The organism is Pseudoalteromonas sp. RW-H-Ap-1 (assembly GCF_048318575.1).
Classification (GTDB): domain Bacteria; phylum Pseudomonadota; class Gammaproteobacteria; order Enterobacterales; family Alteromonadaceae; genus Pseudoalteromonas.
The window spans coordinates 155899-181156 of record NZ_CP166997.1 but is presented as its reverse complement, the minus strand read 5'-3'; the positions used below and the strand labels follow the sequence as shown (position 1 = coordinate 181156).

Here is a 25258-nt window from a genome sequence, read left to right as displayed (position 1 = left end):
AACTTTACGCTTATAGAATCCAATATACGATGTTTATTATTCTTTTTTCATTTTTTAACGAATAGCAGAAAACATGTATAAAACATTTAAAGCACAAAATAAAACTTAGAACACTTATTTATCTGACCTAAAAAGCAAGCTTTTAAATATAATTAAAACTTAAACACTTTAATATAAAGGCTTACACTCTTTCATTTATATCACTTGAGATGGTTATTTTAATTTTTAAAGTTAAATTAGTTATATAACTTCAAATCAAAATTCTTAGCATTTAATTTTTTATCAAACGCTTCAGCCAGTTTCTCAGTTTCACTAAACACGGTGTTCCAATATTTAATCCGCGTGTCTGCATCTAGATCAGTAAAGTCGTTTCTGTCTGGGATTTTTCCGTAAGGTAAACCGGCTACAAATTCTTTTGATGGGGTGATCATCACTACGTTGTCGTAATTTTGTGGCGACACTTTTCGTTTTAAATTTTTATCGAACCACCCTGCTTTTGGATCTGAATTAAAATGCGGATATAAAATTAAGCCTGGGTTATTAATTTTTAAATCAAAGTGGTAATCAATAATACCGCCATCGCGATATATTCCTGGTGGTGAACCGGCAATATTTTTTATGCCTTGCATTACTAGTGGTATAGAACCTGATGCCAGTAAGGCATCTTTTAAATTTGTTTGTGTGAGTTCAATGCTTTGTGTTTTAAACTTGTTGGACTTCCCAGCTTTCACTAGACAGTTTTTAACTCAGAATAGTACGCTTCTTCAAACTTAGCAGGTGAAACACCGCCTGTGTGTGAATGGCGCTTTTTTGGATTGTAAAACATTTCTATAAAATTGAATATCTCACCTTTCGCATCTTCGCGTGTCGAGTATATCTTACGCTTAACTATTCGCTTTTTAATTGTCGCAAAAAAGCTTTCAGCAACCGCATTATCATGACAGTTCCCAGCACGGCTCATCGACGGCACAAGATTATGTTCTTTCATAAATGCGAGATAGTCAGCGCTACCGTATTGACTACCTTGATCACTATGCACCATTACCTCAGCCTTCGGTTGACGTTGATATACAGCCATCAGCAGTGCGTTTATCACAAGGCGCTTATCCATATTTTTATCCATCGACCAACCCACAATACGCCTAGAGAATAAATCCATTACTGTTGCCACATATAAAAAACCTTCATAAGTTCTTATATAAGTTATGTCGCTCACCCATGATTGATTCGGCGCAGGTGGGTTAAATTGACGCGCTAATAAGTTATCTGCAATCCGCGATGTCTTACCGACTTTAATATGGCGACGCTTATACCCAATTTGCGCTTTAAGCTTATGTTGTCGCATGATCTTAGCGACACGATTTACGCTGCACCGCTCACCGGCTTCACGCAAGTCTGCATGTATCCAAGGGCTACCATATGTGCCGCCACTGGCTACATAAAACGCTTTAATGAGCTTCAACAAGCGATTATCTTCAAGCGCTCTATTGCTTAAAGGCTTTTTCAACCACGCATAAAAACCACTGCGATGCAGCTTAAAAAGGCGGCACATCGTCGTAATGGAAAACTCACTTTGATGATCACGAATGAAGCCGTACTTTACTCGGGGTTGCTGGCAAAGTACCTTGCGGCCTTTTTTAAAATATCCCGTTCCTCCGTGACACGTTTCAATTGCGCTTCTAATTTAGCGATCTTTAATTTTTCATCGGATGGTTGAACGGATTTAGGTTTATCTGATAATTGGCTTCGCCAGTGATATAGCGTTTTAGTAGAAATATCTAACCGTTCAGCGACTTCTGCAACTGAATATCCGCGCTCAGTAACTTGTTTAACAGCCGCTTCTTTAAACTCTTGGGTAAAACGTTTGCCTTTGCTCATAAAACACCTCTTATTAGAAGTTACAATGTAACTTATTGGGTGTCTAGCAAACTATGGGAAGTCCACACAGCTGTCGGTAATACTTAAATTACTATTGGGCGCGCCAAAAATAAAACGCTCGTACTGAGCGCCTAATAATTTTCGATTAACGCGGTTAAGCATATAACTTTTTGATAAACCCAAAAGCTGTATTAACTTATGTTCGCTGGCAATAAAGCCGTTAGATTTTGCCACTATAAAATGCGCTTTAAATAGGGGGTTATTTATAATTTGATTTACGCCATCATCACCAAATACATCATCTAATAGTGCGCGGGCTTTAAGTGTAATTTCAGCGGGCGTTGGTTTATTACTAGAATATCGGGTTTGCGAATACGATTTTGCTAACCGCTTAATGGCTGCAACTGGATCGTTTTGTGCAAAACACGCTGAACGAAAAGCCCCTGCAGATGAGCCAATTAAATTAAGCGGTTGAGTGCGATGTTTAAAAAATTCGCCAAATATATATTTGTCTAAACCAAATAAGGTAAACCATTTAGGCCCGCCACTTGCCCCTAAAAACGAGGTAAAAAGATCGGGTTTAAACCCTTGTTCGTTTATTATTTTTGCAGCCGTTTTACCCGCATAAATGTCGATCATCTAAAAATACTACCTATAGAGTCGCAGTTTAATGTTGTTAAAGCCAAACTTAAAATTGAATACTTATGCAACAACAACATTATTAAACTTTAATCTTAATCCCAAATTCCGTCTTCACATTTGCCCTGCACTTTTACGTTTTTTACCTTAAACTCAGGCTCTATGCCTTTGTCTCTTTGTGCGTGGTAGTCGTTAGTAACAGACAAAATAGTCGGTGTGAGTAGTATAATAGCGATTACGTTTACTACTGTCATTAACCCTAACGCAATATCAGCTAAATCCCATACTTGTTTTAAGGTGGCTGATGCGCCCCACAACATCATTGATAAATAAAGCAAAGTATAAATACCGCGCCCTACTTTGTTATCGAGCTTAAATAAGTGCAGGTTACTTTCGGCGTAGGCGTAGTTAGCAACCACTGAGGTAAAAGCAAATAAAGTAATTGCAGCGGCTACAAAGTACACGCCGCCTTGTGCTAAGTGTGAGGTCATGGCGCTTTGCGTTAAGCGTATGCCTTCCATTTCACCGCTTATATCTACATCTGCCAATAAAATAATAACTGCGGTACAACTACACAATACGATGGTATCGAAAAACACTCCTAACATTTGTATGTAGCCTTGCGTAGCTGGGTGGTTTGGTATTGGACTGGCACTTGCCGATGCATGCGGCACACTTCCCGCGCCAGCCTCATTAGAATATAAACCGCGTTGTATACCGTTTTTAATGGCTGCCCCCATGGCGCCTGCGCCCGCTTCTTGTAAGCCAAACGCAGATAAAAATATATCTTTAAGCATGGCTGGTACTTGGGTGAAGTTAATCAATGTAATTACCACAGCAACAAGCACAAACACAATGCCCATAACAGGTACTACTCGCTCAGCAAATCGGGCAATGGCTTTAAAGCCGCCTAAAATAATAGAGCCTGCTAAAAGTGTGATCACAACACCTGAGTAAAAAGTGGGTATTTCAAATGCGTAATTTAATGCATCAGTAATAGTATTGGTTTGCATGGCGCTAAAGGTAAAGCCGTAACCTAAAAACAAACAGGCGGCAAACACAATAGCAAATGCACGACTGCCTAAGCCTTGTTGAATATAATACGCAGGACCGCCTCTAAATTCGCCATTGCTGTCGCGAATTTTATATACCTGGCCTAAAATACTTTCTGCAAATCCGGTTGCCATGCCCAGTATAGCAATGACCCACATCCAAAATATGGCACCGCTACCACCGAGTGATATTGCCACAGCCACACCGGCTAAATTACCAGTGCCTACTCGTGCACACAGCCCAGTGCAGAGCGCTTGAAATGATGAAATATCGTTTTTATTACACTTATTACTGCCTTTTAACAGGCTAAACATATGCTTAAATTTAACAAGTTGAATTGCTTTTAAACGTACCGAAAACCAAATACCTGCAAACAGTAGTATGTAAATTAGTATTTGGCCTTCTCCCCATAATAGGCCATTTACACTTTTTACTACGGTATCGAACATGGGCTAATCCTTTTGTATTTATTATGTTTTTACTCAGCGAGTAGTTGAGTAATTTGCATTTAATAATGCATGTTAGCCATAGCTTAACGCAGCTAAGCTGCCTTAGAATGTTGACTTAGTGGTAGGTTATTTACTTTGCAGGTGTATACCAGCAATCATGCATCTAACCGAACCTCCCGCCGACTCTATGGTTGGTATAGGTAACGGAACAAGTTTAGCTGTTCTTTGTATTGCTGCTTTTTGCTCGGTTGTAAGTGCATTAAACGCCGTTTGTGAGAGTGCTAAAATACGACCATTTGTACCTTGTAGCTCTATTGCATTGCCGCAAAAGCTACTTATTTGCTCATTAGTTAAGTTGATTACTTCTAAATGGCTTTGTATAAAATGGCTTGTTAATTGTTTGTGCTGACTATTTGGCACCATATTTAAGCTGATCATGGCAAACTCTGTGGCTACACACATCAATACATTAGTATGATAAACCGCAGTACCTTGCTCATCGTAGGCATTAAATACAAAGGGTTTTAGCTTTAATTGCTCGCATACTGTATTAACCACAGCTTTAGTAGTGCGCTTAGATTCTACTGCATAAGCAAGCTTATGTGGGTGGTCAATAACAAGCGATCCTGTACCTTCTAAAAATGAATTTTCTTTCGCTAAAAATGAATAGTCAGTCACAGATAACACTTTATAGTGATTAGTCAAAAAATCAATAATATCTTTTCGATATTCTAATCTTCTGTTTTCTGCGTACATTGGGTACATAACTAGCTCGCCACTTTGATGGGTAGAAAACCAATTATTTGGAAACACAGAATCGGGCGTGTGTGTATGTTCGTCTTCAAAAAGATGAACCTTTACGCCCTCGTTGTGTAATAATTTAACCGCATTAGTTACTTCGTCAAAGGCAAGCTGACTCTGGTTTTGTGAGTTGCAGGTACTTTGAAACGTGTTGTCTAACATAGTTTGTGGGTTAGATGTAAAGTGATGCGGGCGCACCATAACCACCGCTGTTGGTGCTTGCTTTATGTGGCTCATGCGACTTGCTCTTGCTTAGTTGTTTTTGATGTTTGCGCACTATTAAGTACCGAAAATAAATTACGCGGATCGGCTTGTTGTGTAATTAAATCAAGTAATGAAAACTCACCCGCAGCCACCAGCGCGTCTTTAATATAAACCAGCGCGGTAAAGTCTTCGCTCGCAAAACCTACCCCATCAAAAATAGTAAGCTCGTCGTTACTTGTACGCCCGGGTGTTTGTTTATTAATTACTTTATGAAACTCGGTCACGGCAAAGGTTTCGCCCATTTGCTGTATTTCGCCCTCTATTCTGGTTTGCGGCTCATACTCTACAAATACATTAGCGCGTTCCAGTAAAGCTAAATCAAGCTCAGTTTTCCCAGGGCAGTCGCCACCAATCGCATTTAAATGCACACCTTGGGGGATCATATCGCTGGTTAAAATAGTGGCATTTTTTTTATCGGCTGTGCAGGTTGTAATAATGTGCGCACTTTGCACGGCTTCTTCTGCGCTATTGCATATAGTTACATTTAAACCGTAACCACTTAAGTTGTTGTAGGCTTTTTTAGAGGCGTTCTTATCAATATCGTATAAACGAATGTGGGTAATGCCTAATACGGCTTTAAACGCTAATGCCTGAAACTCAGACTGCGCACCATTACCAATTAATGTAAGCGTTGTTGAGTGTTTGGGTGCTAAATACTTTGCCACAAGCGCCGATGTAGCCGCTGTGCGTAAGGCCGTGAGTAAGCACATTTCGCTGATCATAACCGGATAGCCGCTATCAACATCCGATAAAATTCCAAATGCCGCAACCGTTTGAAGTTCTTTAAACGTATTTTTTGGATGACCATTTACATATTTGCAGCTAAACATTTCACCGTCGCTTACGGGCATAAGCTCTATTACGCCATCAGGAGAGTGCGCCGCATAACGTGGCGATTTATCAAATTCGTCCCAGCGAGCAAAGTCTTGTTCTAATCTTTGGGTAAGCTCAAGTAATACATTTTCTATTCCGACTTTAGTTATAAGTTTGGCCATTGCCTGTACGCTAACAAATGGAACACCTTGTTTTGGCTCTGCTATAAAATGACTCATAAATACCTCTTTAATGACTAAATAAATTAATAGAAATAAGTTTATAGGCCAGAGGTGACAGTTAAAATGCCAAAAATTCATACAAATAGTATTGTTTTTTAGCAAATTGCTATGCATTAAAGTACAAATTTAGTAATTTGTAATAAACACATAACCCAAGACGTTTTATGACCCCTTACATTTACGACTCACTAGATAACGCATTAATAGCCGAATTACGAAAAGATGGCCGCGCTTCTATTTCAGCCCTAGCCGATGTTTTAAAGGTGTCACGCGGGACGGTGCAAAATCGCTTGGACCGTTTAGTTTCATCGGGCGCTATATTAGGCTTTACGGTGCGTGTACATGAACACATAGAAACCGAAGCTGTAAGAGCAATAATGATGGTTGAAGTGGTGGGTAAATCTACATCGCAGGTAATTAAAACTCTTCGCGGCATACCAGAGCTAACAAAGTTACATACAACCAACGGAGCTTGGGATTTAGTAGCTGAAATACAGGCTGCAAATTTAGGTGAGTTTGATGGCGTCCTTAGGCAAGTGCGCGAAATAGAAGGCATTTTAAATAGCGAAACCAGTATATTATTGTCATCTACTTAGGTTTAATTAACGCCATGCTTTACTTAAAGTATTTTAGGCAATACTCGATTTATTTATTACCGGTTAAACTTAATGGGATTTAAGTTTAACCTTAATACACAGCTACATGGCGTAGCTGTGTGCATAATCTACTATACGTGTATTTTGGCTTTTTAAATAAGCGCGGCCTGCTTTTACACCTAGTTTATGATCAAAGCGTAAATCATCGTTAGAGCTGCCTAATAATTTACTGTGCAGCTTTTCGTCTGCAAAAATTTGTATGATTTCTACATCACTAGGCGGATTGGCTATAAATGATAGCTCGTCTAGGTATGCTTGCTCGTGTTGAATCAAGTAATCAAGTGTTTTTGGGCAGTAGCCTGATGCACATGCAAATGTTCTAAGCTTTTGAACCCATGCAGTTTGCGCTTGAAAATTCTCATCAACGGTTCTTATTACCACGATTTTTCGTGCGCCACGATTATAAGCTTCGCGTACAGGCAATGGCGCAGCTAAGCCGCCATCTAAATAAAAATCTTCATTCGATTGCTCTGCAGCTAAATGTGCTTCGTTTGCCGCTTTTGAGCCTAACCAAGGAGTGAGTTGAACACCTTGTTTATACAAAAAAGGTAAAGCACTTGACGCTTTTAATAGCTCTCGCCAGTGTTTGCCATCGCCAGTAGGAGATAGATAATACGGCTTACGATCACGTGCATTGGTTGTAGTGATCAGTAGTTCTCTATCACCAAGGCTATTTTTTGCCGCTTTAAAGTCTAATGCTCTATTAACCTCAGTGGTTTTTTCGAAATACCAGTCTAAGTCAACAATGTGTTTACCCATTAGGCCACGACCTAACTGAAAAAAACGTTTATGACGCGAAAGCCCTCTGATCAAGCGTTTTGCGTAACCTTTTTGACGCGCTAAATAACTGGTTAAATTTTGCGAGCCCGCAGACGTGCCTATAAATAAATCAAACGGGTCGTAGTTTTGCTCTAACCACGCGTCAAGTACACCGGCTGTAAATATCCCTCGCTGGCCTCCACCTTCAGCAATCAATGCAGTTTTAGGGTGCATAGGCTTATTGAGTGTATGTGGAGCAACATTTATTTGAGATTTCACGGTGTACCTCTTTGTTGTTAACTTAACTGGTTATGGCTTCACTTTAACGCGTTTAATTAAATCCTTAAAACAGATTAATTGAATCAGTTCGATTGAAAATATAAATCATTCATTTTTACTCAATCTGTAACTCGATTCTCTATTTGGTTATTAGTGTAACTATGGTTGCGTGTACACTTGCTTAATAAACAGCTTAATTCTTTATTTCCATTAATATTTTTAACGCACGATGGCGTTTTTTAGCGTCATATAAATCGTTGGTGAATATAAGCTCATCGACCTCTAATTGGTTCACGATCATTTCTAATTTGTGTTTAATGCTCGCTGGCCCACCGGTCACACTTAGCCTTAAAAAGCTCTCAACTTGAGCACGCTCTTGTTCGCTCCATAAACCCTCCATTGTTTCTACTGGGGGTTTTAACCACACCTCATCGCCTCTGATTAACGACAGTACCCGCTGTTTTGAAGTGGTTGATAAGTATTGTGCTTCTTCATCTGTATCGGCAGCCACTAAAGGTAATGCCAACATTACATAAGGCTTAACTAATACATTTGATGGTTTAAATTCTCGTTTATATAAGGCTATTGCATCATGTACAAAACGCGGTGCAAAGTGGCCCGCAAATACATAGGGTAATCCTTTTTGCGCTGCTAACTGGGCACTAAATAAACTTGAGCCTAACAGCCAAATAGGCACATTAGTGTTTTCACCGGGTATTGCTCGTACACGCTTAGTTCCCTCGTATGGGCCTAATAGTGTTTGTAACTCGCTTACTTCATTAGGAAAGTTTTCAGCGCGGCTAATGTCGTTATTTAAGGCGCGACTGTCACCGGATCGCTACCTGGTGCGCGCCCTAGCCCTAAATCAATTCGACCAGGATACAAACTCTCTAAGGTGCCAAATTGCTCAGCCACAACTAAAGGCGCATGATTAGGTAACATAATTCCACCCGACCCTACGCGTATTTTTTTAGTGTTGCCGGCTATGTGCCCTACTAAAATTGAAGTGGCGGCACAAACAATCCCAGGCATATTATGATGCTCGGCTAACCAAAAACGGTTAAAACCTAATTGGTCTGCTTTTTGTGCGTAGGCTGTACTTTTGTTTAAGGTGTCACTAACCGTGGCCCCTTTAGGCATAGGCGCCAGTTCAAGTAATGAAAAAGGGATAGTTGATAACAAAGCAGCATCTCCAAATTAAATAGCGATTTATGACGTGCTAGCCATAAATAATAAATCTAAAGTAAGAGATGGGTGTAAATTACACCAATTCAAGGCAGCTTATCTTGAAACGCTAAGGTGTTGCGATTGAGCGACAAAAAGCTAGCTACTTTTAGCTGCAGTTTGTTGGCGGTTTAGTTTATATGCCTCTGAATCAAGGCCTTTTTTCCAATAACCCGATGAAACAATTTTACTACGCGGTATAGCTAATTCATCAGTTAATACGGTTTTTGCTTTGCGTACTAATCCGGCCTCTAGTGCCATAAATACAATAGGTTGTTGCTCACTAAGTGGTAGCGATTTTAATGCGTTTATCATATCTGTATCGGGGGTATTTGTTATTAACCAAGTTACATCACGCGAGGAGTCTAAGCTAATCACATCATCTTTTGTTGGTGCATGAATAATCGCGTCAATTTTTGCGTTTATAGGCAATTGTTGCACGTAGCCTTTAATTGCATTAACCGAAGTTAAATCGCCAAGTAATAGATAATATGAATGATCATAGTTATCCAACTTTTTAGGGCCTGGCCCTGCTATACCCACTTCATCGCCTACTTTTGCTTCTTTAGCCCAATTAGTGGCTGGACCTTGGTGCATATTTATCACAAAGTCGAGGGTAAGTGCGCCGGTGTGCTCATCAACATGTCTTATAGTGTATGAACGCATACACGTAGTTTTAATATTAAAGTCAACGCGGCCATTTTGTGGAATAAGCACCTTAACGTAGTTACCAATGTATTGGGCACTTAGGTCGTTAAACTCATCTGAGCCGACAATAATGCGTTGTAAATGTGGGGTTATTTGCTTTGTGCTTAATACGGTTGCTTTGCGTACTTTTTTACCCATATAAATTTACCTCACTAAAAAAGATGAATTGCACAACGCCCCATTGGTTGATAAAATCAACTATATCAATTTAATTGACTTTATCAACCATTATGGATTCCCTATGCATATCTCATTAGCCAATACATTATTTGCTTTAATGCAAAATTATCGCGTTACCATACGCGAAGCGATTAATGCGGGCGAGCTTGGCTTAAACGCAATGCACGTACGTTGCCTGCATATTATTGCAACAACAACTCAGTGCACTGCTAACGATATTGTTAATCAGACCCAGCGCGACAAGGCCCAAATCGCACGCTTAGTGAAAGAGTTAATCGCATTAAAGTTAATTAACAAAGATGCCAGTGAGCACGACAAGCGCTGTTTTATTTTGTCATTTACCTCTGAAGGTCGCACGCTTTATGACAAGCTATTAGCCGCCGAAGAGCAAGTAAATGCGCAAATGTGTAGAAACTTAAACCCACAGCAAATCAATGACTTTTTACATACTGCCCAACAAATGATCAAAAACATGGATTGATCTGCCATTCATTACTTGGCATAACTGATACAAAACGCATATACTGTACACTTATACAGTATATGCGTTTTAGGTTGTGTTATGTTTGTTATTTCCATTTATATAGAGGCCGGTGTATGCGGATTTGAGTCACCTGCAGCGCAGTATAGTGAGCTAGGGATATCACTTGACGAGTTATTAATAAAGCATCCTGATGCCACGTTTATTGGGATAGCGTCTGGGTGCTCTATGCAAGAAATTGGTATTTTTGAGGGCGACTTACTATTAGTTGACCGTGCAGAGATTCCTAAAGATGGCGATGTTATTGTGGCAAACTTAAATGGTTTATTTGTGTGTAAGTTGCTAGATAAAACCAATGCGCGGCTGCTCTCGGCTTCTGCTGCTTATAAACCCGTGCAATTAACCGAGTCTGATGAATTTCAGCTTGAAGGCGTGGTAACTCGCTCAATTAGATTACATCGCCAAAGCCCTGAGATACTTTCATGTATGCCTTAGTTGATGCGGTTGCTTTTTATGCCAGTGCTGAAAAGGTATTTGACCCCGCAATTCGTTCAAAACCGGTGGTGGTGCTTACCAATAATGACGGCTGTGTGTGTGCGGTCTGCCCAATTGCGCGTAAGCTTAATATTCCTAAATTTGGCCCTTACTTTAAAGTTAAGCAGTTACTAGAACAAAACAATGTGGTTGTACGCTCTAGTAACTATGAACTATACGCTAATTTAAGCGACCGGATGATGAACGTTATTGCTCGCTTTTGTGATACCCAGCATATTTACAGTATTGACGAATCGTTTTTGCACTTTAAAGGCTATCAGCCATTAATTACCGATTGGCACCACTACGGTCAGCTAATTAGACGTACGGTATGGCGCGAAACCAAACTCCCTGTTGGGGTTGGTTTTGGGCCAACACCAACCTTAGCCAAAGCCGCGAATCATGCTGCTAAAAAGCTAACTGGCTTTAATGGGGTTGCCGTGATTGATGATGAAGCAAGCCGACAAGCTATTTTACAGCAAATGCACTGCCAGGATGTATGGGGAGTGGGCAAACGTTTAGCTAAAAAACTGGCGCTAATGAATATTAATACCGCATGGCAACTAGCTCAGCAAAGTCCAAAAACAATTCGTCGCCAATTTAGCGTGGTGCTTGAGCGCACAATTAACGAACTCAATGGCATTACCTGTTTAAACTGGGATGATGTTCGCCAAGACAAGCAAGCTATTTTTTCAACGCGTAGTTTTGGCCAGCGCCTTAACGATCCTGATGCAGTGAGAACCGCATTAATAAATCATGCCAGCGTGGTTGCACAAAAATTAAGAGCGCAACAGTCGCTCACTCATCGTATTTATATTTTTGCCGCCAGCTCATCACATGAGCAAGCCTTTTATAAAAAGTCAGCTATGCATCAATTTGATCCGCCCACTAACGATACCCGTGTTATAGCAAGTGCAGTATCAAAGAGTTTTGAGCAGATATATCAGCCGGGTATTCGTTTTTATAAATGTGGAGTGGGTGCATTAGAGCTTAGCCCACAGCAGTTTCAACAACATACTTTATTTGAGAAACAAACCGATAACCCGCAGTTAATGGGCTGCCTAGATGCGATAAATCATCGCTTTGGGAAAGGAATGCTTAGCGTAGCAAGCAGCCAACTAAATGAACGCTGGCATATGAATAGAGCTTTTTTATCGCCGCAATACACAACACGTTGGCGCGATATTCCTAAAATACAGTGTTAGTCAGCAACTTTAATAAATTCGCATTCTACACTTGGGTTATCTAAGGTGTATTTAAGGGTGTTATCGGTTAAAAAAGTAATAGTTTGTTTAATGGTTCTTTCGTGAATTGGATTATCACATCGGCTCATACGTAAACCATTTTCGAGGCCATTAGTTTTGTATTTAAGTGAGCTGGTAATAAAACAATAATTAGGCTTTTGAATAGTACGAGTGCCATTATGTAATGAGTTAAACAAAATCTCTTTACCTAAGCTAAAACCTTGCTCAGGATCTTCAGGGTTATTAAATTGCAATCGACTATTAGTGCACAAACCCGAGTTACTTGAGGTAACTTCGTAATTACCTAGCTTAGTTTTTAATAGTGGAATAAAGCGAGTTTTATTACTTGGGCCTGCCACTGCATAACAGCTAAAAAGGCTTATGGTAAGTAAAACCAGTGTGAAACATTTCATTATAAGCTCTATCCTCGTGTATCAACCATGATCAAGCAATGTGACTATGCCTTAGCTATTTCTAACTATAACAGAGATTTACTATAAAAGATGCGAAGTCGTATTACTATGAGCAGCTGCGCAAAAACTAACTTAAAATACGTAGCTAACAACAAATAAGATTAAACTAGACGTAAGCTTTATTACATAAAGGGGGAAGAAAATGCATTAATAACAAGCTGAGTTATTGCCAATACTTAGCAAATAATTGCGGGTAATTTTGTTTTAAAAACTTAGGTTTGTCTTTAAAGCGCTTACCTTTAGGTTGTTCAAGCCCTGAGGGAATAAAGGGTAACTCATCGTCGTTACGTTCTTCATATAACAAACCTGCAATTAAGTCATACTCATCTAAATACGGATAAGGTTGCTCATTTAAAAAATAAAGCGGTGTGCACTGAGCGAGGCTATCTGGGTTTTCTAGCGCAGCTTTAAATGCGGCTTCACCACGGGATATTAACCAACAACGAAATTCTGAAAAGCCATATTCGTCATTACAGCCCGCCATAACAAACGCCGCACCAAATAAATCCCAGGTATAACTTTGGCGCATACAAATACTAAACTGCTTATCAAATTCAATTAATTGCTCATCTGATAAGTCACTCAGTGCCAACTTAAGCGATTGGCACACTGAATCGGGCTCTGCGGTTTTATCTTTCACTGTAACCAGTCGCCAAAAATCAGTTAAGGTTAGCTCACTCATGCAATGATCTCTTTTACCCGACCCACTTGGCCGTCTTCTAATTGTACTTTTATTCCGTGCGGGTGATTAGGTGACTTGGTCAATAAACGCGACACAATACCATTGGTTAAAGTACCACTGCGTTGATCTTGTTTAAGCACAATATTAACCTCTGTGCCTGGCGTTATTTGCGAGCGTGTTGGAACGGCCATATTTAATCTCTATTACAATTTTTTGCGATTATAGCCTGCTTAATAGAATCTCTCCATATTAAAGCTTTTACTAAGACCATAAATGCCAAATACAGCTTAAAATGAGGGATAATCAAACAAAAACACAGTACCGATTTTTACTGCTTAAGAAATGAAATAGCATTGTTTTTTATATGAATATTTAAACTAGCTAATGCATTACAAATAAGCTGCACAATGTAATCTAGCTGGTTATTTTGTTTAGCCTGCTCTAGTGCAATATCATCAATAAAATAACAACTTACAGTAAACTTAGAAGGTAAATTGTTTAAATCAACCGAGTGAGTAAGAAAGCTAAAGCCCTCAACGTTATCTTTTATTTGCTCGCAAGCCAGTGTTAATTGCTGACGAATACGTTTATCTAGCTGCTTTTGGGTTTTGGTCATGGTTTATTACTGCTCGGCGATTTGTTGTTTTTTGAATTCTTTGTAGCTGTCTTGTTGTTGTTTAACACATTCATGGTATTCCTTGTCGGCCATATGGCTGCACTCACCTAATCGGGCTGATTGAATTTCATGATAGCGGCTATCGCTGCTACACCCTGCTAACACTACGATTACAGATAACGAAAGTAGATACTTTAAGTTATTATTTAACATTCAAAATTCCTTATATTTTCACCGGAAAACTACTAATTTTCGTTACTTTTGCTGTATATTGCACTGGTTTTATATTTATAACCGTTAAGGGCACGTTATGATGTTGTCGCAGTTACAAGAGCTGTTCCAGCGTATCGATAAAAGTAAATTATTTCAATCCTTTGTTATTGCAGTTATTGTGGTTTCTGCACTGACCGTGGGTGCACATACCTATTCATTACACCCTACTGCTGAGCTATTTCTACATTGGATGGATATAGGCATCACAGTGTTTTTCTTGATCGAATTGGTTATTCGTTATATTGCCAGTAAAGGGATCAAAGATTTTTTCTCCAAAGGCTGGAACATATTTGACTTCATTATAGTGATAGGTAGTTTATACCCTGCGGCAGGCTCGACTATTTTTATTGCTCGACTACTACGCATTTTCCGCGTACTACGTTTAGTGTCTATGATCCCAGAGCTGCGCTTATTAGTGAACTCACTTATAAAAGCCATCCCGCAAATGGGCTATATCGCGCTGCTAATGTTTGTGATTTTTTATATTTATGCTGCCACAGGTAGCATGTTGTTTGCTGAAATAAACCCAGTACTGTGGGGCGATGTCTCTATTTCTATGCTTACCTTGTTTAGAATCGCCACCTTCGAAGATTGGACCGACGTGATGTATGAAACCATGGCGGTATACAAATTAAGTTGGATTTTTTACTTAACCTTTATCTTTTTAACTGCATTTGTATTCTTAAATATGATGGTGGGGGCTATTTTAGAAGTAATGAGTGAGGAGCATCGCAATGCCCGAGAAGAGCAAGCCGATACAGACTCACTGCCCGCAACCCAAGGCCAAGTAAACGAATTGAAAGCACAACTGGCAGAGTTAAAACAATTACTCAAAAATAAGTAGCAGATTTAATAGGGCAAGTATGCACTTGCCCTATTGTTTATACTTTAAACTTACCTACTAAATCAGTTAATATCGATGAAAGACGACTCATTTCATTGCCATTCTCACTGGTGCTAACAGCAATATCACTCACCTCATCAGCCGAGTTTTTAATTTCAGTCACATTTCGATTGATGTCTTCAGCGACGTGTTGCTGCTCTTCAGCAGCGGTGGCTATTTGCGTATTTAAATCACTAATATTAACAATAGATGCCGTGATCTCACTAAACTGTTGTTGCGCAGAATGCGCAAGTTCTACAGTTTTATTGGTGGTTTCTATGCTGCGTTCCATGTCTTTAGAGACTTTAGAAGACATCGTGCGTAACTTATCAAGCTGCGATGCAACTTCTTCGGTCGACTCTGCAGTACGTTGCGATAACGCACGAACTTCATCAGCAACCACTGCAAAACCACGCCCATGCTCACCAGCTCGCGCAGCTTCAATTGCAGCATTCAATGCTAATAAATTGGTTTGCTCTGAAATGCCACGAATAACGCTCAAAATCGACATAATATTTTCACTTTCAGTATCAAGTTGAGTAATGTCTGCTGAGGCATTATTTATTACATCACAGAGCTGCACCACACTTTCTACGGTTTGTGTAATAACCGATTGCCCTAAATCTGATGCTTGTTGTGTTTGAACCGCCAAATCGGCCGCATTCGCACAACTACTCGACACTTCATTAGCAGTGGCAGCCATTTCATTAATAGCCGTTGCCGCCATTTCTAAAGCTTGTTGTTGTTGGCTAGTAGAGCTTGTTAGTTGAGCTGCTTGTGATGATGTTTGCGATGAGGTTTTACTAACATTTTGTGCGCATTCATTAATTTGCTTCACCAGCTCACTGATCAAATTTAAAAATAAGTTAAAGCTGGTGGCTAGTTTAGCGGTTTCATCTTTGGTTTTTATTGTTAAGCGCTGGGTTAAATCACCGCCGCCTTGCGATATTTCAGTTAAACCATCGCTCACCTCAACAATTGGAGCTGAAATAAGTTTAGAAATATAACTCGCTATCGCAACAAATACGGCAATTAATATCGCGCTAATAATTAAAATGGTGTACGCCATCGCATTGGCCGCACTCATTACCTCAGACTTTTCTACCACCCCAATAAACTTCCAACCTAAAATGGGAGACGTATAAATATTGGCCATATACTGTTTTCCATCAATATCTACATCAAACAGGCCTTTGCTATTTTTAGCTAAATCGGCGTATTTAGCCCCCTCAATATCTGCTAGGTTTTTGAATCGGTAATCTGGGTGTTTCACATCCACTAGCACACTGCCGCTGTCTTCAATCAACATTAAGTAACCTGTTTCGCCTAATTTAATATCGGCAATAATGTCGGTAAGTCCTCCTAATGAAACATCCATCCCTTGAGCACCAATTAATTCACCGTCATCAATAATAGCTTTAACCGTAGATACAATCACTAAATCATCAGCAGCCCAGTAATACGCATTAGTACGAGTTGTTTTACCGTTCGCTTGTTTAGCTGTTTTGTACCATGGGCGCTGACGAGGATCATAATTGGCGTTTACGTTTCCCATTGGCCATTGAATATAACCACCTTGTTCATTCCCCATGTAAATATAAGCAAGCCCAGGGTGAGTCTCACCAAAGTGATTAAATAAACTATAAGCAGCTTGCTCCGTCGGACTTTGGTTAGGGTGATCAAGCATTACCTTAGTGCCAACATTCATATGCGTTTTTATGTTATCACGGGCATTTTTAATCGTTTGGTGGGAGGCTAAGTAGTCCACGTTTTTGGCAATTTCAGCAAAAAACATAGTAATTGCATTATCAACTTGGCGGGCTTCACGTTCACTTAACTGAGAAAAATTATCAAGTGCTTGCTCTCTGGTTTGGGAAATAACTAAAGCAGCTATAATTAATAGCGGCAAGGCAATTGCAGATGCAAAAGAGAGCTTTAATTTTTTTGATATATTCATGAAGTTAACCTCTAAAAACACTCTTAAGAATATAGTGTGACTAAAAGGGTTGAGCAAGAAATAATATGAGAATGTTTCGAAGAGGCAATAAAAAAGGTTAGCAATTTGCTAACCCTTTAACTTGATGAACTAGAAACTTACTCGCCGTCTACAATAATTCGTAGCATCCGGCGAAGTGGCTCCGCTGCACCCCATAAAAGCTGATCGCCCACGGTAAAGGCGCTGATGTATTTTGGGCCCATAGCGAGTTTACGAATACGGCCCACAGGAATACTCAGCGTACCGGTTACTTTAACTGGGGTTAAGTCGGTACTGATAATGTCGCGCTGATTAGGAATTACTTTAACCCACTCATTGTGCGAAGCTAAAATTTCTTCAATTTTTTCTACGCTAATATCTTCACGTAGTTTAATTGTCATCGCTTGGCTATGACAACGCATTGCACCAATGCGTACACATAAACCATCTATGGGTACAGGCTGTTTAGATGAGCCTAAAATTTTGTTGGCTTCTACTTGCGCTTTCCACTCTTCTTTTGATTGACCGCTTGGCATAGGCACATCAATCCATGGGATTAAGCTACCCGCCAGTGGCACACCAAATTGGTCTTGTGGCAAATCACTCGATGCCATTTTTTCGCTTACTATTTTATCAATTTCTAAAATAGCTGAACTTGGATTATCTAATTGCTGTGCGACACTTGCATGAATAGCACCCATTTGGGCAATGAGTTCTTTCATGTTGCGCGCACCGGCGCCCGATGCTGCTTGGTAGGTCATTGGGCTTACCCATTCAATTAGGTCGTGCTCAAATAAACCGCCCAGTGCTAGTAGCATAAGTGAAACCGTGCAGTTACCACCTACAAAGGTTTTAACGCCTTGCTCAAGCCCTTGTTCAATGACATCTTTGTTAACAGGGTCAAGTACGATAATACTGTCATCGCTCATACGCAGCGCAGAGGCTGCATCTATCCAATAGCCATCCCAACCCGATTCACGTAATTTTGGGTACACCGCATTGGTATAATCGCCACCCTGACAGGTAACAATAATGTCCATTTTTGCAAGTTCAGAAATATCACTAGCATCTAAAAGCGGTTTAGCTGGACCTGCTAACTCTGGGCCAAGCTGACCTGCTTGTGAGGTGGTGAAAAAGGTGGTGTCGATATGTGCAAAATCATGTTGTTGTTTCATTCGCTCTAGTAATACTGAGCCTACCATGCCGCGCCATCCGACTAATCCTACTTTTTTCATTGTTTGTTCCACTATTTGATTCATAAAAGGAGCCTATACATTAAAAATTAAAAATTCATTGCGTGAGATTTAATTTTTACAGCCTTAAGCTAACACCACCAGCACACTAAAACTAGTCAATAAACTGTAACTTAAATATTTTTCATACACATAAAAAAGCCCTGTACAAAATACAGGGCTAATAAGTAGTTAGGCGTTGTTATAAATCCTATCCTTGGGCTTTTACTTAAAACTCGTAGCTAAAGCTGACGCTCAGTTCTCTAGGCGTTTCTTGAGAACGAATTAACACATCATTTTGTTCTACTTCAAAGTTTTGTCCCAACATATTTTTCACTTTAAGTGTTAATGTGGTATTGAACGTTGGGTAGTAACTATAAACCATGTCTAACGAGTTTAAAGGTTGTTCGTAAGCGTCATCAAAGTTGTTAACACCCGCAGCTAAAATACGGTCACCAAATACGTTATAAATAACTGAAGCTTGGTGCATGCCATTATGCGAATCGTAATTCAATTGTAGGTTGGCAACATACTTTGAGTGGCCAGTCATACGTCGTTTTAGATTTGTAAGGTCGGCGCGCTGTTCTTGTGCAATTTCAACTTCTGAATCACTGACCGTTAAATTACCAGAAGTAAAAAAAGCACCTCCCAATAAATCACTATGCAACTCAGTTAACCATTCTGCTTCTATACCGTAAACATAGGCTGTATCTGCATTGTCAAACTGCAGAGTAAAACGGCCGTCACTTTCGGTTAATAATGCTTCGATTGGGTTATCTATGTCTTTATAGAATGCGCCAACTGAGTAGTTATCACCATTGTCCATATAAAATTCGATACGTGCATCAAAGTTATCTAGGTAACTAGATTCTAAGAATGGATTACCAAGCGTTCGATAACCGGTCAACGGATCTTGGAATTGAACAGGGCTTAACTCACGCAAGTCAGGACGAACAACCGTGCTGCCATAACCAAAACGAACCTGGTACGACTGCTGACTATATGTCATAGATAATGAAGTAAAATACTCATCTTCCATCACACTTGCTTGTTTTATCGCATCTGCACTTAATTTATCTGCCAATAAAGCAGGATCGAATGCTGAGCGAGAAAAAGCAAGGGCAACTTGGCGGAAGTCCTCGTAACGCACACCACCACTTAAACGCCAATCTTGAGCAAAAGTGATATCAAAAGAGCCGTAATAAGCATCAATCATTTGCGCTGCTAGGTAATCATCGGCTGTAGGTTCTTGAAACAATAACTCTACACCCGTTGAATCGATAACAGCATCATTAGCAAAGAAACTACCAATTGACAGTGCTTCTTCTTCACTTTGTGCTAAATCTAAAGACTGTGTTTGGCTAAAGCGATAGTTAAAAAAGTCTGTGCGGTAATCACGCGTTTTTTCAACAAAATAGCCGCCGCCCGCAATTTCAACTTCGGCGTAATCAAAGTAAAAAACTTTGTTAACATTAACGCCCCAGTTTTCTACATCGTCTTCTAGCTCAACAAATCGATACAAATAAGGGTTGCCACCTAAGCTACCATTATAAAAAGTACGTTGATATTCGCCATCGGCGTACTCATCACGCACCGTTACTTCAAGCTCGCCAGGTATACTCGTCGTCGCTGTTGAATCAGTGTATTGCCAATCTACACCAACACCTTCAAGAAAACTCCACTCTAAATTGTGCATTCCACGAAGTTGAAGTATTTCAAGTTCACGTTCCTCAAAAGAGGTTAGGTGGCTTCGCTGTAATTGCCCAGCATCAATGCTTAATGACTTTGAAGGCTCTTGGTAAAGCGCAACAGAAGCTTCATCTTCAGTATCTCGTAGCATCATATAGGTGGCTGTTAAATCATGGCCGCCAATTTTATAACCTAAATTTAGAGAGCTATTTAATTTTATATTATGCTTTGTTGATACTTCTTTCTCTGTGGCAGAGTAACAAGTAAAGTCATCTTTTGAACATTCAGATTCAGATGCGTCAACAGAAGAAAGTACTGCGCTAAACTTCTCTGCATTAGACCATTCATTTTCATAAGCAACTGATGCTAAGAAACCAAAAGATCCGTCTAGGCCAAATAAGTTATCAAATCGGTCGCCATAAACAGCTTTAATGCCTGCATCAGGGTTTAAGCTTTCTTTTTCTAAGCCAAAATCTCTTGGTAGTGCTTTTGATAAACTTTTATTTAAGTCTATTGCAGCTGCTTGACCAATATCAGCCCCCTGACGTCTTGACTCCACATCTCTTATATTTCTGTATGAGATATCAGACAAGCCATTGATATAGGTATTTAACGCCGTTTTAACGGCTCCTGGTAATGCGCGTGTACCATCATCTTTACCTAACCAGTCGTCACTGCCGCCATTGTATGTGTAGCCTTCATCGTTTGTATCTTTATAGCTAGCACCAATCTCAACTTTAAATAAAGTATCACTTGGAATGCTTTTCGTCCTGATATTAACGTCACCACCACCAAAAGCCGCAGGCATATTAGGCGAATAGGCTTTTTGAACAGCTAAAGATTCAATAATACTTGATGGGAAAATATCAAGTGGAATTACATTTCGAGTCAGATCTGGGCTTGGAACAACCGCGCCATTTAAACGCACGCTTGAATAACGCTCACCTAAACCGCGTACATAAATAAACTTATCGTTAACTAACGATAAGCCTGTAACACGGCGAAGTGCAGAAGCGGCATCGCTATCACCTGTTCTAGATATTTGCTCTGAACCCATTATATCAGCAACAAATGCCTGGTTTTTACGTTCATCAATTACGGCACTAGCACTGCCTTTTAGGCGTGTACCTGTTGCAACAACTTCTTCTATCGCTTCTTCATTGATTATTTCTTGTGCCTGTTCAGCAAAAGAATTAAATGAAGAAAAAGGGAGAGCAGAGATAACGTTATTAGATTAGTTTTAAACTGCTTTTGATGTTTCATATTTATATCCTCTAAACCTAAAATTCCCTTAAAAAAGGCGCCAGAGCGCCTTATAATTAGAGCCGGTCTAGATTAATTACTAGCGCGTTGTAAAGATGCAGCTACAAAATCAGCCCATTCACTTGATTCACCTTCTTTAAGTGCACCAATGTAGCCTGCGTTAGTAAAGAAAGAGTCAACCTCACTCATGTCTTTAGCTGTTGTAGCTACCGCAGTACCTTGTGAATCTGTAATAGTTGCTGCAGTTGAAACACCATCAGCACCAAGCACATTTGCAAAATCAGCAAAACCAATCAGCTGGTTATTTTCGCCACCAGTAAACCAGGTATTGATATCAAAGCTTGCTAACGCGCCGGTTAAAGGAGTATTTACGTCTTCAAAATTCTTACCACACGCAAATATTGAACTCATAAATGCGATATCACCGTTGTTTGCATTGGCATGCACACCAGCATCTCCTGATTTATCTTTTTCATTATATAAATCAAAACAGCCAGCACCATCTACAGATGATGAGTTTACAAACAACATGTTAGCTAATTGCGCTTTACCCCATTCTTTCATTTCCATACCGGCACCAGTACGACGCCCTTCAGCACCTTGGTCACCAGTAGTAACAACGGTTGCATTAGCAATAGTTGGATTAGAAACAGTCGTTACTAAATCTTGTGCGTCTGCAGATAATGGATCAACTTTTGCGCCATCTGTTTCAAAACCATGATTTCCATATTCATTTGAACGGACAAGAATGTACTGTCCATAGCCTTTCCAACCCTCATCCCAGTCAATACCATCATCGCCTGTATCAGTAACAACGATGTGTTTAAGGTTAACGCTACCACCAAAGAGCTCTATACCATCATCAAAACCATTATGTACATGGACATAATCAATTGTTGTGCCTGAGCCAACAGCATTTAGTGTTAAACCATTTAGCTCATCACCTTCAACACCAAATCCTGCATACTTAATAACAATATGCTTTAGAATACCGCTACTATCTTGCGGGTCATTACCACCGTAATAAGACACAATACCTTCAGCTGAGTGGTTACACATGTCTTGTGCCGCTGCTGTTGCTGTACAACGAATAGAATGGCCACGTCCATTTACCTGAACGCCACCCCAATCCCCAATTTGAGCGGTTGTTGAATCGTCACCATCAACTTCTTTAATACTTGTGAAAATAATTGGCTTATTTACTTCACCAATTGCTTCAATATTTGCACCACGAGCAATACGAATAAAACTCTCTGGCTTTGTAAACGCAATGGTAGCGCCTGCTTCAATAGACAATGTTGGGCCATTAACATCAATAGTGGCGCCAGTAGATGTGTCTACATCGTCACCAATAAATAAAGCACCTTCAAATACATGGGCACCGCCATCGTCTAGCGCAGGGATAACAAAAGAGCTAGTAATTTCTTTTGCATTACTTGCAAATGCTTGGCTGTATAAACAGTTAACGCCTTCTGCTTCACCTGTAAATGTAGCTCCATCTAATGTGTATGTGGCGCAACTTACTGTATCGCCACCATTATCACCACCTGGGTTAGTCACTGAATTGTCTACACTGTTATCAACTGTCGTAGGTGTAACGTTAATATCTCCACCGCCACAACCAGCAAGTGTTATTGCTGTAGCCACTAAGCTGATTTTGAATAAGCCAGATAATTTCATTGTTCACTCCGTAAAAGTATTTAATTATTGTGTTAGCGCATTAAGTAATAACTTAAGTCACTTTAAGGCACGATACTCATGCATTAAGGTCACTTGAGTTATCGAATACGAAGTACAATACGGGAGTGTTATGACAATGAAGTTACACTTTAGTAAACATAAAATGACAATGTTAATTAACTAAAAATCAATATGTTGCTTTAAAAGTGCACGCAAAAAAACCACACAAACTAAATGTTAGTGTGGTTTGAGTAGTGCAATTATGAAATGGTTTTTAGTGCGTCAATTAAGAACTAATAATCGCACTATAAAAATTAAAGTAGTGCTGTTTTTAATGTTTGCGCATGCACTTTTTCGCGTTTTACATATTTGATCCATTGTTGGGCTAAACGTTGCGACTTTTTGTGCTTTTCAGCTTGTTCAAATGCAAGGATAGATGCATCAAAATTTTGTAAATTGTATTGTGCCATCCCTAAAGCAACAAACGCATTTGATTCAAAATCAAGGCCGCCTTTATCCAGCGCCATTCGTGCTGCATCGGCTGCTTCGTCATACTGCTCTGTGTTTACATACACTTCAGCTAGACGCTGATCGTATTTACCATGCTCTGAACGCTCTGCTGCTTTGGTAAAATAACTAATCGACTTAGCATCTTCTTTAGCTTGTACCATGGCCTCGGCTACAAAGGCATAATTTTTAGCCGTAGGTTCAGCAATGCCCTGCTCTATTGCTTTACTCATTACATTGGCAGCTTTATAAGCAAGTTGATTGTATAAATATACCTGCGCAAGCTGTCTTAAGTCAGATTTGGAGGTTAAAAATCCTTGTTGGTAAGCCGCTTCTAAAACACTAAGCTGCTGTTTTTCTTGCCCAGTTTCACCATACATACCGGCTAATTGCACCCAATACTCAGGTTTGTTATAAAGCTTTACCATACGCTCAAGTACACTCACTACTTTATCGGTTTGGTTAAGTGAGTAATACATAGCACGTTGGAGTACCAGCCAGTTCTCTTTTGGTACTTTGCCTTCGCTATCACTTAAGTTAATGGCCTGGGTAATGTAACTTAGGCCTTGCTCATAGTCTTTTAATTGATAGTAAGTTTGCGCTCTTAATAAATAATAGGCGTCGGTTTTAGGCTTTGTATTAATGGCATCCCATTTGTCTAAAAATGCAATCACCTTTTTGTAGTCGCTGTTAGCCATAGCAAGCTGCGCTAAGCTGAATGTTGTGCTCAGGCGTAGTGTTTCTGGAATACCATCTTCTGCAATCACCTTTTCAAATGAGGCAATCGCTTTTACAAGGTCGTTTTCATTGTAATAAATAAACCCATAAAAGTTATGCATCATCGCAATTTCATAAGAATTCATACTTGATGAACGTACTTGTATACTGTCAAGTGCATCCAAGCCCGCTTTGCTGTCACCATCATCCGCAAGTTTTTGGGCACGAGCTAATTGGCTGTATACCTTTTCACGAAGTGCGGGCACTCGTGTTGTTTTCTGCTGTTCAGCCGCCTGTACTGTCGCCAAATTTACACCCGGAAGTACACTCAATGCACTTGGTGTAACAACGCTGGCACTGATTGCAACAGTGCACAACATACTAAGCTTCAATAGTTTGGTTGTTAGTTTTAATTTCATAATTGCCTCACGTTCATTCTTTGCTTACTTAACAGAATTAACCATTAATTTGGAAAGAAATTTTATTTTGCACACCGGCTACTTCAACGGCTTCGCCATTAACAACGCGCGGTTTATATTTAAACTTAAGGGCCGCATCCATCGCAGCTCTGTCAAACAATGACTCTGGCTCGGCTCTAATAACTTGTGGCTCTTTAACCGTGCCTTGCTTTGTCACTGTAAATTCAACAATGACATACCCTTCAATACCACGGGATAACGCACGTCTTGGGTATACAGGTGCCACTTTTACTATGGGTAAATACTCACCATCACTGGTTTCTAACGCTAATCCACCCGCTAGATTTACATCAGCATCAACATTGGCAGCAAAATCAAAATTGTTGCTAGCCGCGTTGTTATCGCTACTTTGCATTTGTGGCGATTCCATTGGCGGAGGTGGTTCTTTAGGTGTTGGTGGCTTTTGTGGTTTGCGCTCCTTTTTTTGCACCGTTTCTTCTTTTTTCAAACGGACAAAATCCAACACATTCCCTTTTGCAGGCTCCGTCATGGCGCCTTCTCCGCCGGTGATCAATGCCTGCATACCTAAAAACAGCATAAAGGTCACCACACCCGCTATAATTAACGCAAGTACATAACGCATCA

General features: G+C 39.9%; 22 protein-coding genes and 3 pseudogenes. 5 read left to right on the top strand and 20 right to left on the bottom strand.

Going from position 1 to position 25258, the window contains the following annotated elements:
* Window positions 1-236: 236 nt before the first annotated feature.
* The 6 genes and pseudogenes from AB8618_RS17290 to AB8618_RS17265 form a co-directional block, all read right to left on the bottom strand.
* Window positions 237-716 (bottom strand): annotated as a pseudogene (locus tag AB8618_RS17290) (patatin-like phospholipase family protein); the annotation flags it as partial.
* Between the two features lie 14 nt (window positions 717-730).
* Window positions 731-1878 (bottom strand): IS3 family transposase gene (locus tag AB8618_RS17285; RefSeq protein ID WP_413403321.1). Its coding sequence is split into 2 segments (ribosomal slippage): window positions 731-1641 and window positions 1641-1878, totalling 1149 coding nucleotides; the frame shifts between segments, so codons are not numbered across the junction.
* Between the two features lie 69 nt (window positions 1879-1947).
* Window positions 1948-2517, bottom strand: a pseudogene (locus AB8618_RS17280) (patatin-like phospholipase family protein); the annotation flags it as partial.
* 95 nt (window positions 2518-2612) lie between these two features.
* Window positions 2613-4019 carry an alanine/glycine:cation symporter family protein gene (locus tag AB8618_RS17275; RefSeq protein ID WP_413403319.1) on the bottom strand — a complete coding sequence of 469 codons (1407 nt, stop codon included), beginning with the start codon at window positions 4017-4019 and terminating at the stop codon, window positions 2613-2615.
* A 126-nt stretch (window positions 4020-4145) separates the two neighbouring features.
* Window positions 4146-5057, bottom strand: coding sequence for a citrulline utilization hydrolase CtlX (gene ctlX, locus AB8618_RS17270; protein ID WP_413403317.1), 912 nt, complete (start codon window positions 5055-5057; stop codon window positions 4146-4148).
* The gene (locus AB8618_RS17265) at window positions 5054-6136 is read right to left on the bottom strand and encodes an ornithine cyclodeaminase (RefSeq protein WP_413403315.1); all 1083 of its coding nucleotides are present in this window, start codon (window positions 6134-6136) and stop codon (window positions 5054-5056) included. The genes ctlX and AB8618_RS17265 overlap by 4 nt, the downstream gene beginning before the upstream one ends.
* A gap of 167 nt (window positions 6137-6303) precedes the next feature.
* Between AB8618_RS17265 and AB8618_RS17260 the strand changes: the two genes are divergently transcribed.
* Window positions 6304-6735 (top strand): Lrp/AsnC family transcriptional regulator, encoded by a 432-nt coding sequence (locus AB8618_RS17260; protein ID WP_054201566.1) that lies wholly within the window; start codon window positions 6304-6306, stop codon window positions 6733-6735.
* Window positions 6736-6837: 102 nt separating this feature from the next.
* Here the strand turns inward: AB8618_RS17260 and AB8618_RS17255 are convergent, their stop codons facing one another.
* The 3 genes and pseudogenes from AB8618_RS17255 to AB8618_RS17245 all read right to left on the bottom strand — a co-directional run bounded on the left by AB8618_RS17255 (window position 6838) and on the right by AB8618_RS17245 (window position 9903).
* Window positions 6838-7788, bottom strand: a complete 951-nt coding sequence (locus AB8618_RS17255; protein ID WP_413403572.1) for a patatin-like phospholipase family protein — start codon at window positions 7786-7788, stop codon at window positions 6838-6840.
* A gap of 238 nt (window positions 7789-8026) precedes the next feature.
* Window positions 8027-9015 (bottom strand): annotated as a pseudogene (locus AB8618_RS17250) (LLM class flavin-dependent oxidoreductase).
* Between the two features lie 141 nt (window positions 9016-9156).
* Window positions 9157-9903 carry a siderophore-interacting protein gene (locus AB8618_RS17245; RefSeq protein WP_413403312.1) on the bottom strand — a complete coding sequence of 249 codons (747 nt, stop codon included), beginning with the start codon at window positions 9901-9903 and terminating at the stop codon, window positions 9157-9159.
* A 103-nt stretch (window positions 9904-10006) separates the two neighbouring features.
* Between AB8618_RS17245 and AB8618_RS17240 the strand changes: the two genes are divergently transcribed.
* The 3 genes from AB8618_RS17240 (at window position 10007) to AB8618_RS17230 (ending at window position 12165) form a co-directional block, all read left to right on the top strand.
* Window positions 10007-10426, top strand: a complete 420-nt coding sequence (locus tag AB8618_RS17240; protein WP_413403310.1) for a MarR family winged helix-turn-helix transcriptional regulator — start codon at window positions 10007-10009, stop codon at window positions 10424-10426.
* An 81-nt stretch (window positions 10427-10507) separates the two neighbouring features.
* The gene (gene umuD / locus AB8618_RS17235) at window positions 10508-10921 is read left to right on the top strand and encodes a translesion error-prone DNA polymerase V autoproteolytic subunit (protein WP_413403308.1); all 414 of its coding nucleotides are present in this window, start codon (window positions 10508-10510) and stop codon (window positions 10919-10921) included.
* Window positions 10909-12165 carry a Y-family DNA polymerase gene (locus tag AB8618_RS17230; protein ID WP_413403306.1) on the top strand — a complete coding sequence of 419 codons (1257 nt, stop codon included), beginning with the start codon at window positions 10909-10911 and terminating at the stop codon, window positions 12163-12165. The genes umuD and AB8618_RS17230 overlap by 13 nt, the downstream gene beginning before the upstream one ends.
* On the opposite strand, the gene AB8618_RS17225 is transcribed toward AB8618_RS17230, so the two are convergent.
* The 5 genes from AB8618_RS17225 to AB8618_RS17205 all read right to left on the bottom strand — a co-directional run bounded on the left by AB8618_RS17225 (window position 12162) and on the right by AB8618_RS17205 (window position 14188).
* Window positions 12162-12617, bottom strand: a complete 456-nt coding sequence (locus AB8618_RS17225; RefSeq protein WP_010388821.1) for a hypothetical protein — start codon at window positions 12615-12617, stop codon at window positions 12162-12164. The two genes, AB8618_RS17230 and AB8618_RS17225, sit on opposite strands and share 4 nt — an antisense overlap.
* 223 nt (window positions 12618-12840) lie before the next feature.
* Window positions 12841-13359, bottom strand: a complete 519-nt coding sequence (locus AB8618_RS17220) for a DUF4240 domain-containing protein (protein ID WP_409425976.1) — start codon at window positions 13357-13359, stop codon at window positions 12841-12843.
* Entirely contained in the window at window positions 13356-13550 is a 195-nt protein-coding gene (locus tag AB8618_RS17215) for a YwbE family protein (protein ID WP_008468098.1), read from the bottom strand. The genes AB8618_RS17220 and AB8618_RS17215 overlap by 4 nt, the downstream gene beginning before the upstream one ends.
* Window positions 13551-13687: 137 nt before the next feature.
* A complete protein-coding gene (locus tag AB8618_RS17210) occupies window positions 13688-13975 on the bottom strand; it encodes a hypothetical protein (protein WP_054201572.1) in 288 nt (95 codons plus the stop codon).
* 6 nt (window positions 13976-13981) lie between these two features.
* Window positions 13982-14188, bottom strand: coding sequence for a hypothetical protein (locus tag AB8618_RS17205; protein ID WP_010388825.1), 207 nt, complete (start codon window positions 14186-14188; stop codon window positions 13982-13984).
* Between the two features lie 100 nt (window positions 14189-14288).
* Here AB8618_RS17205 and AB8618_RS17200 point away from each other — a divergent pair, with 100 nt between their 5' ends.
* Window positions 14289-15092 (top strand): ion transporter, encoded by an 804-nt coding sequence (locus AB8618_RS17200; RefSeq protein ID WP_010388826.1) that lies wholly within the window; start codon window positions 14289-14291, stop codon window positions 15090-15092.
* Between the two features lie 37 nt (window positions 15093-15129).
* Here AB8618_RS17200 and AB8618_RS17195 read toward each other — a convergent pair whose 3' ends face one another.
* The 6 genes from AB8618_RS17195 to AB8618_RS17170 form a co-directional block, all read right to left on the bottom strand.
* Window positions 15130-17088 carry a methyl-accepting chemotaxis protein gene (locus AB8618_RS17195; protein WP_409425975.1) on the bottom strand — a complete coding sequence of 653 codons (1959 nt, stop codon included), beginning with the start codon at window positions 17086-17088 and terminating at the stop codon, window positions 15130-15132.
* Between the two features lie 137 nt (window positions 17089-17225).
* Window positions 17226-18365, bottom strand: coding sequence for an aspartate-semialdehyde dehydrogenase (gene asd, locus AB8618_RS17190; RefSeq protein ID WP_413403302.1), 1140 nt, complete (start codon window positions 18363-18365; stop codon window positions 17226-17228).
* 202 nt (window positions 18366-18567) lie between these two features.
* Complete coding sequence (locus AB8618_RS17185) at window positions 18568-21084, bottom strand: TonB-dependent receptor domain-containing protein (RefSeq protein ID WP_418157363.1); 2517 nt, start codon at window positions 21082-21084, stop codon at window positions 18568-18570.
* A gap of 278 nt (window positions 21085-21362) precedes the next feature.
* Window positions 21363-22970 (bottom strand): hypothetical protein, encoded by a 1608-nt coding sequence (locus tag AB8618_RS17180; RefSeq protein ID WP_409425972.1) that lies wholly within the window; start codon window positions 22968-22970, stop codon window positions 21363-21365.
* A 314-nt stretch (window positions 22971-23284) separates the two neighbouring features.
* The gene (locus tag AB8618_RS17175; RefSeq protein ID WP_413403298.1) at window positions 23285-24613 is read right to left on the bottom strand and encodes a tetratricopeptide repeat protein; all 1329 of its coding nucleotides are present in this window, start codon (window positions 24611-24613) and stop codon (window positions 23285-23287) included.
* A gap of 37 nt (window positions 24614-24650) precedes the next feature.
* Window positions 24651-25256: an energy transducer TonB gene (locus AB8618_RS17170; RefSeq protein WP_413403570.1), complete on the bottom strand. Its 606-nt coding sequence runs from the start codon at window positions 25254-25256 to the stop codon at window positions 24651-24653.
* Window positions 25257-25258: the final 2 nt, after the last annotated feature.

Excerpts from the sequence above, each read along its gene's own strand:
- AB8618_RS17200 (WP_010388826.1), top strand. The coding sequence starts at position 14,289 with ATGTTGTCGCAGTTACAAGAGCTGTTCCAGCGTATCGATAAAAGTAAA.
- AB8618_RS17245 (WP_413403312.1), bottom strand. The coding sequence starts at position 9,903 with ATGGGTAAAAAAGTACGCAAAGCAACCGTATTAAGCACAAAGCAAATA.
- AB8618_RS17185 (WP_418157363.1), bottom strand. The coding sequence starts at position 21,084 with ATGGGTTCAGAGCAAATATCTAGAACAGGTGATAGCGATGCCGCTTCT.
- AB8618_RS17275 (WP_413403319.1), bottom strand. The coding sequence starts at position 4,019 with ATGTTCGATACCGTAGTAAAAAGTGTAAATGGCCTATTATGGGGAGAA.
- AB8618_RS17210 (WP_054201572.1), bottom strand. The coding sequence starts at position 13,975 with ATGACCAAAACCCAAAAGCAGCTAGATAAACGTATTCGTCAGCAATTA.
- AB8618_RS17175 (WP_413403298.1), bottom strand. The coding sequence starts at position 24,613 with ATGAAATTAAAACTAACAACCAAACTATTGAAGCTTAGTATGTTGTGC.
- asd (WP_413403302.1), bottom strand. The coding sequence starts at position 18,365 with ATGAATCAAATAGTGGAACAAACAATGAAAAAAGTAGGATTAGTCGGA.
- AB8618_RS17195 (WP_409425975.1), bottom strand. The coding sequence starts at position 17,088 with ATGAATATATCAAAAAAATTAAAGCTCTCTTTTGCATCTGCAATTGCC.
- AB8618_RS17205 (WP_010388825.1), bottom strand. The coding sequence starts at position 14,188 with ATGTTAAATAATAACTTAAAGTATCTACTTTCGTTATCTGTAATCGTA.
- AB8618_RS17265 (WP_413403315.1), bottom strand. The coding sequence starts at position 6,136 with ATGAGTCATTTTATAGCAGAGCCAAAACAAGGTGTTCCATTTGTTAGC.
- AB8618_RS17220 (WP_409425976.1), bottom strand. The coding sequence starts at position 13,359 with ATGAGTGAGCTAACCTTAACTGATTTTTGGCGACTGGTTACAGTGAAA.
- AB8618_RS17225 (WP_010388821.1), bottom strand. The coding sequence starts at position 12,617 with ATGAAATGTTTCACACTGGTTTTACTTACCATAAGCCTTTTTAGCTGT.
- umuD (WP_413403308.1), top strand. The coding sequence starts at position 10,508 with ATGTTTGTTATTTCCATTTATATAGAGGCCGGTGTATGCGGATTTGAG.
- AB8618_RS17230 (WP_413403306.1), top strand. The coding sequence starts at position 10,909 with ATGTATGCCTTAGTTGATGCGGTTGCTTTTTATGCCAGTGCTGAAAAG.
- AB8618_RS17255 (WP_413403572.1), bottom strand. The coding sequence starts at position 7,788 with ATGCACCCTAAAACTGCATTGATTGCTGAAGGTGGAGGCCAGCGAGGG.
- AB8618_RS17170 (WP_413403570.1), bottom strand. The coding sequence starts at position 25,256 with ATGCGTTATGTACTTGCGTTAATTATAGCGGGTGTGGTGACCTTTATG.
- AB8618_RS17180 (WP_409425972.1), bottom strand. The coding sequence starts at position 22,970 with ATGAAATTATCTGGCTTATTCAAAATCAGCTTAGTGGCTACAGCAATA.
- ctlX (WP_413403317.1), bottom strand. The coding sequence starts at position 5,057 with ATGAGCCACATAAAGCAAGCACCAACAGCGGTGGTTATGGTGCGCCCG.
- AB8618_RS17215 (WP_008468098.1), bottom strand. The coding sequence starts at position 13,550 with ATGGCCGTTCCAACACGCTCGCAAATAACGCCAGGCACAGAGGTTAAT.
- AB8618_RS17260 (WP_054201566.1), top strand. The coding sequence starts at position 6,304 with ATGACCCCTTACATTTACGACTCACTAGATAACGCATTAATAGCCGAA.
- AB8618_RS17240 (WP_413403310.1), top strand. The coding sequence starts at position 10,007 with ATGCATATCTCATTAGCCAATACATTATTTGCTTTAATGCAAAATTAT.